Raw genomic sequence first — 18,290 nt, forward strand, 5'->3', positions numbered from 1 at the left:
CTAAGCGGCTCAGGTTGTTTGCGCGGGACGGAACCGGGCTTGGTCGTCGATGATCGTGACCGGTATGCCGTTCAGTGCGCCGTTGCCGGACGGCTCGTCGATAAACGTCGGCGGGGAAAGCACATTCGTGTTGGCGCCCGGCGAGCCGTTTGCCACGGCCATCCGGGTGCCCGGCTTGCCGTGTCCCCAGCCGTGGGGCATCGACACCACGCCGGGCTTGATCGCGTCGGTAACCTCGACGGGCACTTTGATTTCGCCGGCCTCGGACTTCACCGTGACGACGTCGTTGTCCGCGACGCCGCAGCGGGCCGCGTCGTCGGGGTGAATCAGCAACGTGCACCGCTCCTTTCCCTTCATCAGGGCGGGCACGTTGTGCAACCAGGTGTTGTTGGAGCGCAGATGCCTGCGGCTCACCAGGACGAGCGGTTCGGCCGGTCGCTCCAGCCGGGCGGCCAGCCGGGGCAGGTCGTCGAGCAGGTACTGCGGGGCGAGCCGGATCTTCTTGTCGGGCGTGTCCAGAATGTCGGGCAGCTGCGGCACCATCGGCCCGAAGTCGATGCCGTTGGGGTTGGCCTTGAGCAGGTCCAACGTCAGCCCGCCGGGGTTCTTGCCGTACTGGTCACCGAACGGGCCGGTTCGCAGCGTGAGGTCCAGCATCCGCTCGGGGCCGCCGTGCGCGTAGAGCTTGCGGATCTCGGCCCCGTCGAGTCCCCGCGTGAAGGCCAGGTAATCGAAGAAGCCGTCGTCGATCGCGGCGACGTCGACGTCTTCGGCCGGCGTGCCGGTGCACAGGCCGGTCAACCGGATCAGGATCTCCCACTCGTGCGGGCGATCCCCCGGGTCGAACACCGGCGCCGAATAGTTCGCGATGCTGCGGATCGCGAAGAGCAGGATCAGATCGTCGTGGTGCGGCTGCTCGAGCGGCGACAGCCCGGGCAGGATCACGTCGGCGTGCCGCGTCGTCTCGTTGAGCCAAAGGTCAACGGAGATCATCGCTTCCAGCATCGGCAGCACCTCGTCGAGCTTGTCGCCGCCGGGGGTGGACAACACCGGGTTGCCGGCGACCGTGATCAGCGCCTTGAGCTGCCCTTCTCCCGGGGTGGCGATCTCTTCGGCCATGCATGACACGGGCGCCTGCCCGAGCACCTCCTTGGCCCCGCGCACCCGGGTGTGCCATCGCCCGAATTCCGCGCGGCCGCCCTCCAGCCCGGGCAGCGGCTGCGTGGTGATCGACCAGGCCGCCGGCCGGGGAAACATCGCTCCCCCGGGCACGTCGAAATGACCGGTCAGGATGTTGATGACGTCCACCATCCAGCTGGCCAGGCTGCCGAACTCCTGGTTGCACAAGCCAATTCGCCCGTACACCACCGATCTCTCGGTGCCGGCGAGCTCGCGTGCCAAGTCCCGGATGCGGTCCACACCGATACCGGTGACCGCGCTCACCCGTTCCGGCGGCCAGTCCGCGGCGACCCGGCGCATCGTGTCGACACCGTCGACGTGTGGTCCCGGATTGATCAGGTTTTCGTCGAACAGCGTGTGCGCCAACGCCAGTAGCAGCGCGGCGTCGGTCCCGGGCACGATGGGCAGCCATTCGTCGGCGCGGGCCGCGGTCTGCGTGCGCACCGGGTCGATCACGATCACCTTGCCGCGCTTGCGGATTCGATCGATCAGGCCCATCACGTCGGGCGCGGCCAGCAGTGAGCCCTGCGACGCGGCGGGGTTCGCGCCCATGATGACCATCAGGTCGGTGCGTTCGATGTCGGGCACCGGGAAGTTCCACCAGAGGCCGTACATCAGGTGTGACGACAGGTTCTTCGGCCATTGGTCGACCGTGCCCGGCGAATACGTGACCGGCATTCCCGACATGCCCATCAGGACGCCCGCATACCGGGCCAGTGAAAACGAGTGCGCGAGCGGGTTGCCGGTGTAGGCGGTGACCGCGCCGATGCCGTACTCGGCGATCACCGGCGTCAGCAATTCGGTGCAGCGCCGAAACGCGGCGTCCCAGCCCACTTCGCGCCATTGCCCGTCGACCTTGATCATGGGCCGGCGGATGCGGTCCGGGTCGTCGTGCAGCGCCGCGAGTGAGACGCCCTTCGGGCAGATGTGCCCGCGGCTCCACACGTCGTCGCGATTGCCGCGGATGCCGGTGACCCTGCCGCCGTCGACGTGAATCTCCAAGCCGCACATGGCTTCACACAGGGGGCAGGTGCGCAGGTGCCTGCCGTCTTCGCCCGTCGTCACCCACCCACTGTATTCCGCTACCGGTCGTCGCGGAAGTGGCAGATCGGGTGTCAGGCCGCCCAGGGGCCGATGCCGCCGACCTTGTCGATGCGGATGCGGGTCAAAAATCCCGGCGGAGCGCCGTCCGGCGGAAACTTCGTGTTCGGGTCGCCCAGGATCGGGTTGAGCTCGGCGAGAAGCTCCGGCGCGCCGCCCTCGACGATTCGCGCCGTCCCGGCGATCGAAAGGTATGGCCGCATCCCGGCGCCGGACCCGTCCAGCGACACGATGGTGACGGCCACCCGGGGGTCACGACGGACGTTGCGAACCTTCTTGTGCGCGGCCAGGTGTGCGGTGACGAGCTCGTCGCCCTCCGGCGTCGACCGCAGCGCCACCCAGACCAGGCTGACCTGTGGGCTGCCGTCGGGGTTGAGGGTGACCAGCGTGGCATCGGCGCCCTTGCCGATGAGGTCGCGGGCGGCGGCGTTGAGTTCCATGCCTGTTGTACGACTTCGGACCGGGATTCATTCCCGCGCGTGGCAGACACATTTGAGTTTGGCCAGTTGGCTGTACACCGGCGACGCGCGGCAATTAGCGTCGAGGCGGGAACTTTCGCCGAAGGGAGCTGGCTCGTTGATCACCGAACCGGGTCCCTGGCGCGATCGGGATGCGCGATGAGCGACCTGCCGTCGGGCATCGATTATCTGCGCGACGAGGTCCTCAGTCGCCTCGACGCCCAGCCCTTCGAGGACTGGTCCCCTGCCCTGCTGCGGGCCCTGATCGCCGTCTTCGACCTCAACGGCGTGACACCGGCGGCCCCGATCGGTTTCCGGCCCCACATCGTGAAGTAGCGATCGCCCTTTCGCGTATTAGGCTGCGCGCGAGGAGTAATCACTGTGGAGATCTGGGAATTGGTCGCGCGGGAACTTATCCGCGACACCCTCGCCCGATACAACTGGGCCGGTGACGCCGGCGACCCGGGCGGTCTCGCCGACACGTTCTGCGCGGAGGGCGTCCTGGAAATCCGCGGCATGGAGCCGCTGCGCGGGCGATCGGCGATCGCGTCGTTCCTCGGCCGCGTCGACGTCGCCGGGCAACCCGATGCCAAGCCGGTCGTCCGGCACAACCTCACCAACGTGCTGTTCACCGGCCTGACCCGCGACACTGCGCACGTGTCGTCGTATTTCACCGTGGTCACCCATGTCGGGCTCGACCATTTCGGTCGCTACCGCGACACCCTGGTGCCCGACGGCGACAGCTGGCTGATCAAGCACCGCAAGGTGTCCACCGACTGGGCGGCCCCCAACTCGGCGATGGCCCGGGGCCCGGCGAATCGCTGACTTTTCGATGTTTGCCCGAGACCGCACAACGGCTACAGACAGTCATCACATCTAGAGATTGCGGTCGGTCCTGATCGCGTTCGCCCGCGTGGACCGGGGCTGACCACAGGTCATCTGACCAGCGGTCACGGCCGCGCAAAAGAGACGAGCGGAAATGCAACGACTCAGTGGGTTAGACGCGTTCTTTCTATACCTGGAATCGCCGACGCAGCCATTGAACGTTTGCTGCGTGATGGAGCTGGATCCCGGTGACATGCCGGGCGGCTACACGTTCCACCGGTTTCGCGACGCGCTGTCTGAGCGGCTGGACGCGGTGCCCGAATTCCGGCTCAAGCTGGCCGACAACCAACTGAACTTCGACCATCCGGTCTGGGTGGACGACGATCGATTCGACCTCGCGCGCCATCTGCACCGCGTCTCGCTGCCCGCGCCGGGCGGCTCCAGGGAGTTAGCCGAGATCTGCGGGCACATCGCCGGGCTGCCACTCGATCGCGATCGCCCGCTGTGGGAGATGTGGGTGATCGAGGGCATGCACGGCGGCGAAGCGCTGTCCGTCGTCCTCAAGGTCCACCACGCGGTGGTCGACGGGGTGGGCGGGGCCAACCTGTTGGCCAAGCTGTGCAGCACCGCCCCGGACGCCCCCGCCCCGGAGCCCGCCACCCGCGCCGGCGGGGCGAGTCCCCTGCAGATCGCGGCCTCCGGGCTGATCGGTGCCGGGCTGCGGCCATGGCGCCTGGCCAAGGTGGTGCCCACGACGGCGCTGACGCTGGCGCAGACGATTCTGCGTGCTCGTGGCGGGGGCCAGACCATGGCCGCCCCGTTCGCGGGGCCGTCGACGGCGTTCAACGGCCCGTTCAGCCGGCGGCGCAACGTCGCCTTCGCCAACCTGGACCTCGACGACGTCAAAACGGTCAAGAACAGGTTCGGCGTCACCGTCAACGACGTCGTGACGGCCCTGTGCGCCGGGGCGCTGCGCCAGTTCCTGTCGGACCGGGGCGAGCTACCGGACCGACCGATGGTCGCCAGCGTGCCGGTGTCGGTGCGGGGCAGGTCAGGCCGGCCGGGCCGCAACCAGACCAGCTGGATGCTGTGCCGGCTCGAAACCCACCTTGACGATCCCGCCGAGCGGCTGAGCAGAATCGCCGACGGGAACGCCGCGGCCAAGGACCACGCCGCCGCCATGGGACCCAGCCTGCTGCAGGACTGGACGCAGGTGGTCGGGCAGACCATGTTCGGCGCCGCGCGCCGGCTGCTGCCTCGCTCAGCCCTATCCCAATACCCGCCGCACAACCTGGTGCTGTCCAACGTGCCGGGACCGCAGGAACAGCTCTACTTCACGGGTTGCCGCGTCGACGCCATGTACCCGCTGGGCCCGCTCATCGCGCCCGCCGCGCTGAACATCACGGTCATGTCGCTGGGTGGCCGGCTCGGCATCGGCCTGAACTCCTGCCCCGACCTGGTTGCCGACCTGTGGGAGCTCGCCGACGCGTTTCCGGCGGCGCTCAAAGAGCTACTGAACTGCAGCGAGCCCAGCCACGATTAGGCCCGGTGAGCGGAACCGCGTCCGGCGATGCCGCTACGGCATGGCAAGGTGACATGCGTGGCGAACCCCGTTGAACAGCCCGAGCTGCGCGAAATCAGCACGCCGAAGGGCGCTTTGCGCTATTACGACACCGGCGGCGAGTCCCGTCCGGTGCTGCTCTTCCTGCACGGCTCCGGCCCCGGCGTCACCGGGTGGCGCAACTTCCGCGGCGTCCTGCCCGCCTTCGCCGAGCGCTTCCGCTGCCTGATCCTGGAGTTCCCCGGGTTCGGCGTCAGCGACGACTTCGGCGGCCACCCGATGGTCACCGCGTTCGGCACGGTGTCGCCCTTCCTGGACGCGCTGGATGTGCGGCGGGTGCACATCGTCGGCAACTCGATGGGCGGCGGTGTCGGCATCAATTTCGCCACCCACAGCCCGGATCGCGTGGACCGGTTGGTGACCATCGGCGGTATCGGGACCAACATCTTCAGCCCGAGCCCCAGCGAGGGCATCCGGCTACTGCAGGAGTTCGTCGAGGACCCCACCCGGCAGCGGCTGGTCGACTGGCTCAAGTCGATGGTCTACGACCAGGCGCTGATCACCGAGGAGCTGGTCGAGGAACGTTGGGAGCTGGCCACCGACCCGGACACGCTGGCCGCCGCGCGCCGGATGTACGGCAAGGCGGCGTTCGCCGCGATCAACGCCGCGATGGCCGCTTCCGACCGCCCGCAGCCGTGGGCCGTCATGCACAAGCTCACCGCGCCCACCCTGCTGACCTGGGGACGCGACGACCGGGTGAGCCCGCCGGACATGGCGCTCATCCCGATGCGGACCATCCCGAATGCGGAGTTGCACATCTTCCCCAACTCCGGCCACTGGTCGATGATCGAGGCCAAGGAGGCGTTCGAGAGCACCGTGCTGGCGTTCCTGTCGCGCGGCCATCAGGGCTAGCGGCGATCGCGAGCGCGGCGGAGCCGGGCGAAGCGGGTCGCCGCCATCAGGGTTAGCGGCCATCAAGCCTCGGCCAGCCCCGCCAGGCCCGCGGTCAGCAGCGCGTGGGCTTCGGGTTTGCCGTCCAAAATCCGGCTGGTGCGCGCACCGATGTGCCACCGGCCGTCGATCCGGCGCAGCACGAAATGATTTGCGGTGCAACGCCACACGCGATACCCGTTGCCGTCACGAACCAGCACCAGGGATTCACACACCGCCACCGCCGAGTCCCCGGTGACCGTGACGACGCACGGCCCGAGGAAGTGACAGCACCCCTTGGCCACCAGGTTCCGGTGCGCCGACGAGTTGACCATGGCGTGCACGTCCGCCCTGCCTTGCATCCGCCAGCCGTCGACGTCGTAGCTGCCGTCGCTCGCCCACAGCCCGGCGGCGGCCTCGGGATCCGCGGCGTCGACGGCCGGCCCGTACGAGGCGATCAGCCGCTCGATGTCGCGCTCGTCCTCGAGCCGCCGCAGCCGCGCCTTCAGGTCGTCGATGTCGCTCATGGTTGCTCCTCATCGCCGGGATCGCGGCAGCGGATTACTACTAATCCCCCACACGTTAGGACGGACGGCATGAGCATCAGGGGCTAACGGCCGCAATCCGGGGCGGGTGTAACCACAACGGCTGGTTCGGGTTTGCTCCAGCTTTGAATCAGGCGGCCCGAACAATCTGATCGATGCTCCCTAACAGCCGCGATCACTTTTTACATGTTATTTACGCGACTCCATCTCAAGTTGCTGGCCCCTTGACCCCGGGTTAGGTTGGTCGGGTTTGCGGTCGCGGCCAGCGTCGGTCGTCGGCCTCCCTCGCGGAAAACCGCGAAGCAGCCATTCGTCATGTGCGTGAAAGGGGTTGTGCGTGCGGCAGCTTTCACCCCTGGGGATGGTGTCCACGGGACTCGGCGCCGCCGCGGGACTCGGCGACGCGGTCGGCAGGCTGGCGATCGCCGGCCTCGATGTTGTCGCGCTGCCGGTCCGGGTCGGCGCACAGGTGCTCTCGGGCGAGGTCTCCCGCTCCACGCTGACCCGGCGGTGCGGCCGCGGCGACGGCCGCGTGTGGATCGAGGTGCGTGGCCTCGACGGCGCGGGCGGGACGGCGCGTGGCCGCGCCGTCCTCCACGCGCTGCGCGCGCACCCCGGCGTCACGAACGTCGTCCTGAATCGCCCGCTTTCGCGGGTGGTTGTCGAGACCGACGGCGACGGGGTATCGCTGAACGAGCTGTGCACGGTGCTCGATGACACCGAAAAGGACCATGGTGCAGCCGATTCCACGCGGTCGGACAGCTTGCCCGGTGACGGACTGCCGTTGGCCGCCCGCGGCGCGATGGTGGCCGTCAACGCCGCCGGGTTCGCGGTCGCGGTCGCGGGCCGGGCGATTCGGTTGCCGGCGGCCCCGATCGCCGTCGAGGCGGTGTCGGCGGTCGCGAATCACCAACCGTGGCTGCGCCGTGCGCTCGAGGCGGGGATCGGCCCCGGCGCGACGGACACCGCGTTGTCGGTGTTCGCCACCGCCGCGCACGTGGTCACGCTGTCGCCGGCGAAGCTTTCGGTCGACCTGGCGGTGCAGGCCTTCAAAGCCGCGGAGTGCCGGGCCGCCGCGCGGGCATGGGACCGCTGTGAACCGGAACTGGCCCGTCACGCCGACGAGGCGGAGTCGCTGCACCTGCCACGCCCGGTACCCGCGCCGGCCGGGCCGGCCGAACGCCACGGGAAGCGCGTGGCGTGGGCACAGCTGATCGGCATCGGCCTGACGGGTGCCCTCACCCGAAACGTCACGATGGCTTCGAATGCGGCGCTGGCGGCTTCGCCCAAGGCGATGCGCACGTCGCAGGAGGCGTTCGCGACCACGCTCGGACGGGGGTTGGCGGACCGGCACGGGGTTCTGCCGCTGCGGCCGGAAAGCCTGCGCCGACTCGACACGGTGGATGCGCTGCTCATCGATCCGCGCGTGCTGTGTGGCGAGCAGATGCGGGTGGTGCGCGTGCGCGGCGCGCGCGACGGTGAATTGCTCAGCGCCTGGACCGGCGCGCAGGAATTGCTCGACCATGGCGTGGGCGCGGGCTGGCACGCCGTCGTCGCCGCGTCGGGTGACGGCGAGGTCGTCGAGGCGCTCATCGCCCCGGCCCCCCACCCGCTCGCATCCGCAATGATCACCCAGGCGCGCGACTCCGGTGCGCGGGTGGTGTCGGTCGACACCGACCTGCTCGGTGACCTGCGGCCCGCGTTCGATGACGTCCGCCCCGTCGGTGACGACGGCATCGACGACGCACTCGCCGCTGCGGTGTCCGCGCTGCAACGCGACGGGCATACCGTCGCAGTGGTGTCATCGACTGCCGCGCAAGCGCTTTCGGGTGCCGACGTGGCCCTGGGCATCAGGCCGGACGCCGACGCCCCGCCGCCCTGGAACGCGGACCTGATGCTGGATGACCTGGCCGCCGCGTGGCGGGTGCTCCACGCGATGCCCGCCGCCAGGAGGGCGAGCGAGCAGAGCATCGCGATCTCGGTGGGCGCTTCGGCGCTGGGCGCGTTGTTCATGGTGCCCGGGGTGCGCCGGCTGCGCGGGCCGGGCCCGGTGACCATGGGGGCCGTCGCGGGACTGCTGTCCGGATACCTGTTGGCGCGCGGCACGATTCACGCGCAGGTGCCGCGGCCGGCCCCGGCGTTCGAGTGGCACGCGATGTCGGTCGAGCGGGTCCGCGACGTGCTGGCGGCGCTGCACGAACCCTCGGAGCGGTCTGCCGGCTCCCAACCGGGACGGGGCGGCGCGGCGTGGGAATTCGCCCGGGCCGCCGTCGCCGAACTGACCGGTGACCCGCTGACGCCGATCCTCGGATTGTGTTCGGCGGCCACCGCCGTGCTGGGCTCGCCCACCGACGCGGTGCTGGTCGGCACGGTGCTGACCGGGAACGCGTTGCTGTCGACGGCCCAACAGCTTCGGGCCGAGAACCGGCTGAACCGCCTGCTGGCTCAGCAGACCCCACCGGCCCGCGTCCTCACCCAGGGGTCCGGCTACCGAGAGGTCGTCATCGAACAGCTGCGGCCCGGCGACGTGATCGAGGTGCGCAGCGATGAGGTGGTGCCCGCCGACGCCCGGGTGATCGAGGCGCACGACCTCGAGGTCGACGAATCGTCGCTGACCGGTGAATCCTTGTCGGTCCAGAAGCAGGTCGAGGCCACGCCCGGGGCCGAACTGGCCGAGCGCCGCTGCATGATCTACGCCGGCACCACCGTGGTGGCCGGCACCGCGGTCGCGCTGGTCACCGCCGTCGGAGCAGACACCCAGAGCCGCCGCGCGGCCGAACTGGCGTCCGGCGCGCTGCCGACCGTCGGCCTGCACCATCAACTCAGCCGGCTGATGAGCCGCGCATTCCCGTTCAGCGCGGGCGGCGGCATCCTGGTCGGTGCGCTCGGCCTGCTGCGCGCCGGCGGCCTGCGCCAAGCCCTCGGCAGCGCCATCGCTGTCGCGGTGGCGGCCGTCCCCGAGGGCATGCCGCTGATGGCCACCCTCGCCCAATCCGCGTCGGCGCAGCGGCTGGGCGAATGCGGGGCGCTGGTGCGGGTGCCGCGCGCGGCCGAGGCGCTTGGCCGCGTGGAGGTGGTCTGCTTCGACAAGACCGGAACGCTGAGCGAGAACCGCCTCCGCGTCGCGGAGGTGCACCCGGTGGCGGGCCATTCCCGCGAAGACGTCCTGCGGTGCGCCGCCCAGGCGGCACCGGCGGACGACGGGAATCCCCACGTGCACGCCACCGACGAGGCCATCGTCAAGGCGGCGGACGCGGTGCCGGGGTCCGCTCCACGACCCGCGGCCGACGCGCACCTGCCGTTCCGGTCCGGCAGGGCGTTCTCGGCGTCGGTGACGGGCACTGCGCTGACCGTCAAGGGCGCGCCGGAAGTGGTCTTGGCGGCGTGCCGGGAGGCGGGCCCGCAGGTGCACGACGCGGTGGCGGCCCTGACGACCGCGGGGCTGCGGACGATCGCCGTGGCGCAACGCCGCCTGAGCGCGCAACAGGCGCGGTCGTTGCGGAAGGACCCCGACCGCATCACCGAACTGTGCGGCGCGGGGCTGACGCTGACCGGATTCCTGGGGCTCTCGGACACCCCCCGCCCGCAGGCGCCGCAGTTGCTGGCCGACCTGGCCGAGCGGGGCGTGGCGATCCGGCTGATCACCGGCGACCACCCAGTGACCGCCACCGCGATCGCCGGCGAACTGGGGGTATCGGTGAGCGCCGACCAGGTGATCACCGGGTCCGAATGGAACGCGCTGTCGCGCCCGGATCAGCAGCGCGCGGTTTCCGAGCGGGTGATCTTCGCGCGGATGTCGCCGGAGAACAAGGTGCAGGTGGTCCAGACGCTGGAGCGCGCCGGGCGGGTGTGCGCCATGGTCGGCGACGGCGCCAACGACGCCGCCGCGATCCGGGCGGCAAGCGTCGGCGTCGGTGTCGTCGCGCGCGGCAGCGACTCCGCCCACACGACCGCCGACCTGGTCCTCACGGACGGCCGCATCGAGACGCTGGTGGCCGCCATCGACGAGGGACGCCGACTGTGGCGCGGGGTCCAGGCGGCCGTCGCGGGTCTGCTCGGCGGCAACGCCGGGGAGGTGGTTTTCTCGGTCATCGGCACGGCGCTCACCGGGACCTCACCGCTGAACACCCGGCAGTTGCTGCTGATCAACATGCTCACCGACGCGTTGCCCGCGACCGCGGTCGCCGTCAGCACGCCGGCGGGGCCGGTACAACGCGTCGGGCGCGGCATCGACGAACGGGCCCTACGCCGAACGGTGGCGGCGCGCGGGGCACTCACCGCCACCGCCGCCACGGCGGCCTGGCTGATGGCGTCGGTCACCGGGCTACCGCAACGGGCCTCCACCGTCGCGTTGATCTCGTTGGTCGCGGTCGAGTTGGGCCAGACCGTGGTCGATTCGCACGCGCCCCTGGTGCTACTGACCGCCGCGGGCTCCTTCGCCGCGTTCACCGCGATGATCAGCACCCCGGGGATCAGCCAACTTCTGGGCTGCACGCCGGTCGGCCCGTTGGGCTGGGCGCAGGGGCTGGGCACCGCCACGGCCGCCGTCCTCGCCGTCGCCGCCACGAATCGGTTGCGCTCGGGCCGTCGGGACGAAGAATCGCCACGCACCGATGACACGGAACCGCAGGAGCCCGCCGAGTCCCCACAACCCCCGCAGCACAGCGGATCCCGGGCGCCGCACACCGCGATCCTGATGGCTCCCGCGAAGGCCGCGCGCGCGCTGAAATTGGTGGACCAACATCAGCATCGGATTTCGGCAGAGGCCGTCACCGATCGCCCGTGAGCCGCTCAGTCACGGTCACCGCGCGGCTTGATGAACACACCCTCCGCACCGACGGTGATTCCTTCGCTGTCGGTGATCTGCCCCTTCGCGAAGGTTTTCACGCCCTCGACACGGTCGACCCACGCTTCGGCCCGCACCAGACCCAACGGCGTCCCCCGGACATAGCGCAGCGTGAGCGTGCCGGTGTAGGCCGGTCGGCCGGGTTCGTGCGCGGTCGCGCCCAGGATGTGGTCGAGGACCATCGCGCACACTCCGCCATGGACGTGTCCCGGGGGCCCCTCGTAAGCGGCGCCCAGTGTGATTTCCGTCCACACGGCGCCGTCGGCACCGCGGTGAATCACCAACGGAGGTGCGAGCGGGTTCCGCGCGCCGATCATGACGTTGCCGGAGGTGACGGGTTGTCCGTCGGAACGATCACGCATGGCGAACGAGCCCGGCATCAGACTTTCGCTCAATTGCTCTACCGCGCAATCAATGTGCGCCTTCGCCGACGCCACGGCGGCGGCGCCGGCCTCGGTGCGGATCGTCGCGTCGATCAGTCGCCGAACGGACTGGGCGAGCGGTTCATACGCCGGTGCGCCGCTGCCACCGGTTTCGGTCATGTCGCCTTCTGCGAAAGGCCGGCGTCGACGACGAGCTGGGTGCCCGTGATGTAGCGGCCCTCCTCGGAGGCCAAAAACACCACCGCATTGGCCACGTCGACGGGCTCTACCCAGGGCACCGGCAGCAGGTTGCGCGCCCGGAAGACTTCCGCGACATCGTCGGCGGTCGGGTTCTCGAGGTCCGGGCGCAAGCGTCGAAACGTCCCGTCATTGAGAATCATCGGGGTCGCGACCGGCCCCGGATGAACCGTGTTGACCCGGATGCCGGAAGGGCCGAGCTCGTTCGCGAGGGTGCGCGCCAGCCCGACCACCGCGTGCTTGCTCGCGGTGTAATGCGCGGAATTGGGCGTCCCGCGAAGACCATTGGTCGAACTGATGATCACGATGGAGCCCCCCTCGCCCATGTGCGGTACGCCGGCCTTGACCGTGTGCCACACACCGGTCAGGTTGATGTCGAGCGTGCGATGCCAGTCCCGGGGATCGAGTTCCCATGTTCGGCCGCCCGCTATGTGGATTCCGGCATTCGCGATGATGGTGTCGAGGCGCCCCAGCGCCGTGACGCCATTGGCTACGGCGCCCGTGACGGCGTCCAGGTCACTGACGTCGGCAACGCCCGTCACGCAGCGTCGGCCACGGCTTTCGACATCCCTTGCGGTGTCGAACAACTCGCCGCTCGCCGCGGCGGCATCGAGCGCGATCACATTCGCGCCCTCGTCGGCGAAGCGCTGACAATGCACCCGTCCCGTTCCCTTGGCGGCGCCGGTCACCAGCACCACCTTGCCAAGCAGTCTCGTCATCGTGGCCCCTCAACCAAATCGAAGCCCGGGTACCCGGCCCCGGCCACCTCGGCGCAGATGTCGTTATAAGTGGCGAAGCCGCCGACGAATAGCATGAATCCCCTTGGCTTTCCGGGCACGTTGGCGCCCATGTACCAGGACTCCGCCTTGGTGAACAACGTGGCGTCGGCGAGTCGTGCGCATTCGGCTCCCCAGCCGTCGACGGCATCACGGGTCGCTTCGATCGCGGCGAGCCCGTGGTCATCGAGGTAAGCAATCGCCGCGGCTATCCAATTCACCTGCGCCTCGGCATGCAGCACCATGTTCGCCAGCACGGCGGGCGCCCCGGGACCGGAGATCAGAAACAGGTTGGGGAATCCGTCGACGCCCAGCCCCAGGTAGGTGCGCGGCCCTTGCGCCCAGTCGTCGCGCAATCGACGACCGCCGCGTCCGATGATGTCGATCTTCGCCAACGCACCGGTGAGGGCGTCGAAACCGGTTGCCAGCACGATCATGTCGACGTCGTAGTGCGCGCCGGCGGTTGCGATCCCGCTGGTGTCCACGGATTCGATCGGTGTGTCACGCACGCTGATCAGCGACACGTTCGACCGGTTGAAGGTGCTGAAGTAGTTGCTGTCGGTGCAGATCCGCTTCGTGCCGATCGGGTGATCATTGGGAATGAGCAGGTCGGCCAGCGCAGGGTCGTCGATGACCGCGCGCACCTTCTCTTCGTAGAACTGTCGGGCCTCGTCGTTGGCGGTCAGGTCGGTCATCTGGTCGGGGAACGTCTTCGAGAACAGCACACCGCCCAGCTGCCAACGCTTCTCGAACGCCGCCCGACGTTCCTCCGGCGTGAACTCCATCGTCGGCTTCGGCGCCGTAATGTGCGGTGACCCGCCGCCGCTGCGCCACGAGAGCCGCCGTCGTTCGGCGTAGTTCGCCTTGATGTCGTCGAGCTCGGTTTCGCTCAACGGCTTGTTGCCGGCCGGGACGCTGTAGTTGGGCGTGCGCTGGAAGACGAAGAGATGTTCGGCGTGCTCGGCGATGATCGGAATCGATTGAATGCCAGACGAACCGGTGCCGATGACGGCGACCCGCTTTCCGGTGAAATCGACGGCATGCTTCGGCCATGCGGCGGTGTGGTAGATCTCGCCCGCGAACGAATCGAGGCCGCGGAAGTTCGGCGTCAAAGCCGCTGACAGCGGGCCCGTCGCCATCAGACAAAATCTGGCGGACAGCACGTCGCCGCCGTCGGTGGTGATCACCCAGCGCAGCGTGGTTTCGTCTAGTGCGCAGGACACGACGCGGGTGCGAAATGTGATGTCGCGGCGCAGGTCGAGTTTGTCGGCCACCCAGTTCAGATACGCGAGGATCTCCGCCTGGGTCGCGTACTTCTCGGTCCAGTTCCACTCTTGCTGCAATTCATCGGAGAAGGAATAGCAGTAATCGACGCTTTCGACGTCACAGCGCGCACCCGGATAGCGGTTGTAGTACCAGGTGCCGCCTAGCTCCGGCGCCGCCTCGAGGACCCGCACGGACAGTCCCTGACTGCGGAGCTTGTGCAGGGCGTAGAGGCCGGCGAACCCCGCGCCGACCACGACAACGTCGACCGGCTCCGCGCTACTCACGGGCAGGGACGTTATGTCGTACCACCCCGACCGCGGGGGCCGATTCCCGGTCACCGGACACTGAGGTGACCTAGTCCCGGCCCGTGGGCGCCCCCGTCGTGCAGTCAATTTCGCCCGCTTTTTCGCCCGCTCATCGGGAAGGGCTTCGGCTGAGGCACGAACTGCGGTAGACCATTACTAAGCCCCCAGACGTAAGGAACCAACATGAGCGAACGGGTACTCGACCGGGTCGTGGCGATGGCGGATCAGTTGCGCGACCAGGCCGCCGAGGCCGAGCGGATCGGGCGGCTGACCGATGACACGGTCAAGCTGATGAAGGGCGCCGGCCTGATCCGGCTGCTGCAAACCAAGCAATACCAAGGCTTCGAGGCGCACCCCCGCGAATTCGCCGAGACGACGATGGCGACCGCTGCGCTGGACCCCGCGGCCGGCTGGATCGTCGGCGTGGTCGGCGTGCACCCCTATCAGTTGGCGTACGCGGACCCCAAAGTCGCCGCCGAGATCTGGGCCGACGACGTCGACACCTGGATGGCCTCCCCCTACGCGCCGCAGGGGGTGGCCAAACCCGTCGACGGTGGCTACATCTTCAACGGCCGCTGGCAGTTCAGCTCGGGCACCGACCACTGCGACTGGATCATCCTCGGCGCGATGCTCGGCGACGAAAAGGGCATACCGATCATGCCGCCCCAGATGTTGCACATGATCCTGCCCCGCAAGGACTACGAGATCGTCGAGGACTCGTGGAATGTGGTGGGGTTGCGGGGAACCGGATCCAAGGACGTCATCGTCAAGGACGCCTTCGTCCCGTCGTACCGGACGATGGACGCGACGAAGGTGATGGACGGCACGGCCCAGCGCGAGGCCGGCATGACCGAACCGCTCTATCTGATGCCGTGGTCGACGATGTTCCCGCTGGGCATCTCGGCGGCCACCATCGGCATTGCCGAGGGGGCGCTGGCCGCGCACCTGGACTACCAACGCGAGCGCGTCGGCGCCACCGGAACCGCGATCAAGGACGACCCCTACGTCATGTTCGCCATCGGCGAGGCCGCCGCCGATATCAACGCCGCCCGCCAGGAACTGCTGGCCAACGCCGACCGGATCTACGACATGGTCGCCGCCGGCAAGGAGGTGTCGTTCGCCGACCGCGCGGCCGGCCGGCGCACCCAGATCCGCGCGGTGTGGCGCGCGGTGTCGGCGGTCGACGAGATCTTCGCCCGCTCGGGCGGCAACGCGGCCCGCATGGACAAGCCGCTGCAACGGTATTGGCGCGACGTGCACGTCGGCCAGCTGCACGCCATCCACATGCCGGGCACCACCTATCACGCGTCGGCGCTGAGTTCGCTGGGCATCGAACCGCCCGAGGGCCCGCTGCGGGCCTTGATCTAGGAGCAGATGTTGACCGACCTGAAAAGCCTGGGTTACATCACCATTTCGACCAACGACATCGACCGCTGGCGGCAATTCGCCTTCGGCGTCCTGGGTTTCGCCGAGGGTAAGGGCCCCGACCCCGAGGCGCTCTACCTGCGGATGGACGAGCGGGCGGCGCGATTGATCGTGGTGCCGGGTGAGACCGATCGGGTGCTCACCATCGGCTGGGAGGTGCGCGACCACCCGGCGCTGCAGCGGGTCAAGGCGACGCTCGACGGCGCGGGGGTGCCGTTCAAGCAGCTGTCCGTCGACGAGGCCGAGGCCCGCCGGGTGGAAGAGGTGATCACCTTCGAGGACCCGGCGGGCACCACGCTCGAGGTCTTCCACGGCGCGGTGCTCGATCACAGCCCGGTGATCACCCCGTTCGGCGCGAGGTTCGTCACCGGCGATCAGGGGATGGGCCACGTCGTCGTGCCCGCGATGGATCCGGGCGGCGTGTTCGACTTCTACACCGAGGTCCTCGGCTTCCGTTCCCGCGGGGCGTTCCGGGTGCCGCTGCCGAAGGAGTTCGGCCCGGTGCGGGTTCGCTTCCTCGGGATCAACGAGCGCCACCACAGCCTGGCGATCGTGCCGGCCGCACACATGCGTGACCCTCGCCTGGTGCACATCATGGTCGAGGTCGACGCCCTCGACGCGGTGGGCCAGGCGCTGGACCGCGTCAACGCCGAAGGCTTCCAGTTGTCGTCCACGCTCGGGCGGCACACCAACGACAAGATGATCTCCTTCTACGTTCGCGCGCCCGGCGACTGGGACATCGAGTTCGGCACCGAAGGCATGCGAGTCGACGAAAACTATTACACGGCAGAGGAAATCACCGCCGACAGCTACTGGGGTCACCAGTGGATCGGCGAAATGCCCGCGGCCATGCGGCTATGACACCGGATACCGACGTCACGCCGGTCCCGGCCGCGTCGATCACCTCGTGGGATGACGAGGCCGACGTCGTCATCGCCGGCTACGGGGTGGCCGGCGCCGCGGCGGCGGTCGAGGCGGCGCGCTCGGGCGCCGAGGTTCTTGTCCTGGAACGCACCGGATCCTGGGGCGGCGCGGCGGCGATGGCGGGCGGGTTCATCTACCTCGGCGGTGGCACTGGACTGCAAAAGGCCTGCGGCTTCGACGATTCCGTCGCCAACATGGCGGCCTTCCTCAACGTCGCGATGGGACCCGGCGCCGACGAAGACCGGATCGCCGACTACTGCGCCGGCAGCATCGCGCACTTCGACTGGCTGGTCGGCTGCGGTGTGCCGTTCAAGGCGGAGTTCTTCGCCGAGCCCGGCTGGGAACCGATGGGTGACCAGGGGCTGATGTACAGCGGCGGGGAAAACTCCTACCCGTTCAACACGATCGCCTCCCCCGCCCCGCGCGGGCACGTCCCGCAGATGTCGAACAAGAAGCAGGGTGAAGCGAGCGCGGGCTACATGCTGATGAAGCCGCTCGTCGAAACCGCCACGGCGGCCGGCGCACGCGCGCTCTACGACGTGCGCGGGCAACGCCTCGTCGTCGAGGCCGACGGCAGGGTGGTCGGGATCCGAGCCCGCCGGTACGGCGGCGAGATTTCGGTTCGGGCGCGGCGCGGGGTGGTGCTGGCCATGGGCAGCTTCGCCTACAACGACGCGATGGTGGCGCGCTACGCCCCGCGGATCGCCGGCCGCCCGGCCGCCTCGATCGAGCAGCACGACGGCCAGGCGATCCGGATGGCGCAGGCGCTGGGCGCCGACCTGGCGCACATGGATGCGACCGAGGTCGCGATCTTCATCGATCCCCAGCAACTGGTGCGCGGCATCCTGGTCAACGGCCGCGGCCAGCGCTACGTCGCCGAGGACACCTACCCGGGTCGCGTCGGGCAACTCACGCTCTACCACCAGGACAACACCGCCTACCTCATCATCGACAACGACGCCAACGAAGAGGCGAACGCGTCGTGGTCGCCCAAGTTCATGCTGCGCCAGGCGACCTGGGTGGCCGACACCGTCGCCGACCTGGAGCGCGACATGGGGCTGGCGCCGGGCTCGCTGCAGGCGACCGTGGCCGCCTACAACGAGGGGGCCGTGCGGGGCGAGGATCCGTTGCTGCACAAGAAACCCGAATGGCTCAAGCCGATCGGCTCGCCGGTGGGCGCCATCGATTTGCGGGAGAACACCGGCGGTTTCACGTTGGGCGGGCTGGCCACCACGCTGAACGCCGAGGTGCTGCACGTCAGTGGGGAACCCATCCCCGGCCTCTTCGCCGCCGGGCGCTGCACCGCCGGGTTGGCCGCCTGGGGTTACGCCAGCGGCATCTCGCTCGGCGACGGCAGCTTCTACGGCCGCCGCGCGGGCCGGTCCGCGGCCAAGGGCTGAGCCCAGCCGCATCCTTCGCCGCCGCCCCGAAACTCGCCGACTTCCGCGATGCGTGACAACCGCCACACCGGTGTGCTAGGAATATATTTCTAATAGGAATATACCGGTCAGGCACACTTGGAGGATCGA

14 protein-coding genes are annotated in these 18,290 nt (G+C 69.2%); 8 read left to right on the forward strand and 6 right to left on the reverse strand.

From position 1 onward, the window contains the following. Nucleotides 1–9: 9 nt before the first annotated feature. On the reverse strand, nt 10–2,244 hold the full coding sequence (locus tag A5680_RS21685) for a molybdopterin-dependent oxidoreductase (RefSeq protein ID WP_082970448.1): 2,235 nt from the start codon (nt 2,242–2,244) through the stop codon (nt 10–12). Nucleotides 2,245–2,294: 50 nt separating this feature from the next. Then, on the reverse strand, nt 2,295–2,720 hold the full coding sequence (locus A5680_RS21690) for a PPOX class F420-dependent oxidoreductase (RefSeq protein WP_055401580.1): 426 nt from the start codon (nt 2,718–2,720) through the stop codon (nt 2,295–2,297). A gap of 177 nt (nt 2,721–2,897) precedes the next feature. On the opposite strand from A5680_RS21690, the gene A5680_RS25920 reads away from it, so the two are divergent. From A5680_RS25920 to A5680_RS21705, 4 genes are all read left to right on the forward strand, one after another. Beyond that, the gene (locus A5680_RS25920; RefSeq protein ID WP_156349483.1) at nt 2,898–3,074 is read left to right on the forward strand and encodes a hypothetical protein; all 177 of its coding nucleotides are present in this window, start codon (nt 2,898–2,900) and stop codon (nt 3,072–3,074) included. A 45-nt stretch (nt 3,075–3,119) separates the two neighbouring features. Continuing rightward, on the forward strand, nt 3,120–3,563 hold the full coding sequence (locus A5680_RS21695; protein WP_055401582.1) for a nuclear transport factor 2 family protein: 444 nt from the start codon (nt 3,120–3,122) through the stop codon (nt 3,561–3,563). Between the two features lie 154 nt (nt 3,564–3,717). Next, a complete protein-coding gene (locus tag A5680_RS21700; protein WP_067823023.1) occupies nt 3,718–5,106 on the forward strand; it encodes a wax ester/triacylglycerol synthase family O-acyltransferase in 1,389 nt (462 codons plus the stop codon). 57 nt (nt 5,107–5,163) lie between these two features. Continuing rightward, the gene (locus A5680_RS21705) at nt 5,164–6,036 is read left to right on the forward strand and encodes an alpha/beta fold hydrolase (protein WP_231977667.1); all 873 of its coding nucleotides are present in this window, start codon (nt 5,164–5,166) and stop codon (nt 6,034–6,036) included. Nucleotides 6,037–6,098: 62 nt separating this feature from the next. On the opposite strand, the gene A5680_RS21710 is transcribed toward A5680_RS21705, so the two are convergent. Further along, nucleotides 6,099–6,581: a nuclear transport factor 2 family protein gene (locus tag A5680_RS21710; RefSeq protein WP_067823026.1), complete on the reverse strand. Its 483-nt coding sequence runs from the start codon at nt 6,579–6,581 to the stop codon at nt 6,099–6,101. A gap of 379 nt (nt 6,582–6,960) precedes the next feature. On the opposite strand from A5680_RS21710, the gene A5680_RS21715 reads away from it, so the two are divergent. Next, on the forward strand, nt 6,961–11,385 hold the full coding sequence (locus A5680_RS21715) for a cation-translocating P-type ATPase (protein WP_082970449.1): 4,425 nt from the start codon (nt 6,961–6,963) through the stop codon (nt 11,383–11,385). Between the two features lie 5 nt (nt 11,386–11,390). Here the strand turns inward: A5680_RS21715 and A5680_RS21720 are convergent, their stop codons facing one another. The 3 genes from A5680_RS21720 to A5680_RS21730 are packed head-to-tail and all read right to left on the reverse strand — an operon-like array spanning nt 11,391 to nt 14,391. Further along, complete coding sequence (locus tag A5680_RS21720; RefSeq protein ID WP_067823032.1) at nt 11,391–11,987, reverse strand: PaaI family thioesterase; 597 nt, start codon at nt 11,985–11,987, stop codon at nt 11,391–11,393. Next, a complete protein-coding gene (locus tag A5680_RS21725) occupies nt 11,984–12,784 on the reverse strand; it encodes a mycofactocin-coupled SDR family oxidoreductase (protein ID WP_067823035.1) in 801 nt (266 codons plus the stop codon). The genes A5680_RS21720 and A5680_RS21725 overlap by 4 nt, the downstream gene beginning before the upstream one ends. After that, nucleotides 12,781–14,391: an NAD(P)/FAD-dependent oxidoreductase gene (locus A5680_RS21730; protein ID WP_231977668.1), complete on the reverse strand. Its 1,611-nt coding sequence runs from the start codon at nt 14,389–14,391 to the stop codon at nt 12,781–12,783. Before A5680_RS21730 ends, A5680_RS21725 begins: the two co-directional genes overlap by 4 nt. 204 nt (nt 14,392–14,595) lie before the next feature. Here A5680_RS21730 and A5680_RS21735 point away from each other — a divergent pair, with 204 nt between their 5' ends. Genes A5680_RS21735 through A5680_RS21745 form a run of 3 tightly spaced genes read left to right on the forward strand, consistent with a single transcriptional unit; the run spans nt 14,596 to nt 18,161 of the window. Continuing rightward, a complete protein-coding gene (locus tag A5680_RS21735) occupies nt 14,596–15,780 on the forward strand; it encodes an acyl-CoA dehydrogenase family protein (RefSeq protein WP_055405611.1) in 1,185 nt (394 codons plus the stop codon). A 9-nt stretch (nt 15,781–15,789) separates the two neighbouring features. Then, nucleotides 15,790–16,698, forward strand: coding sequence for a biphenyl-2,3-diol 1,2-dioxygenase (gene bphC / locus A5680_RS21740; RefSeq protein WP_067823129.1), 909 nt, complete (start codon nt 15,790–15,792; stop codon nt 16,696–16,698). Next, nucleotides 16,695–18,161 (forward strand): FAD-dependent oxidoreductase, encoded by a 1,467-nt coding sequence (locus A5680_RS21745; RefSeq protein WP_067823038.1) that lies wholly within the window; start codon nt 16,695–16,697, stop codon nt 18,159–18,161. The genes bphC and A5680_RS21745 overlap by 4 nt, the downstream gene beginning before the upstream one ends. The last annotated feature ends 129 nt before the right edge of the window (nt 18,162–18,290 follow it).

Source organism: Mycobacterium sp. E2989, assembly GCF_001667595.1.
Taxonomy (GTDB): Bacteria; Actinomycetota; Actinomycetes; order Mycobacteriales; family Mycobacteriaceae; genus Mycobacterium.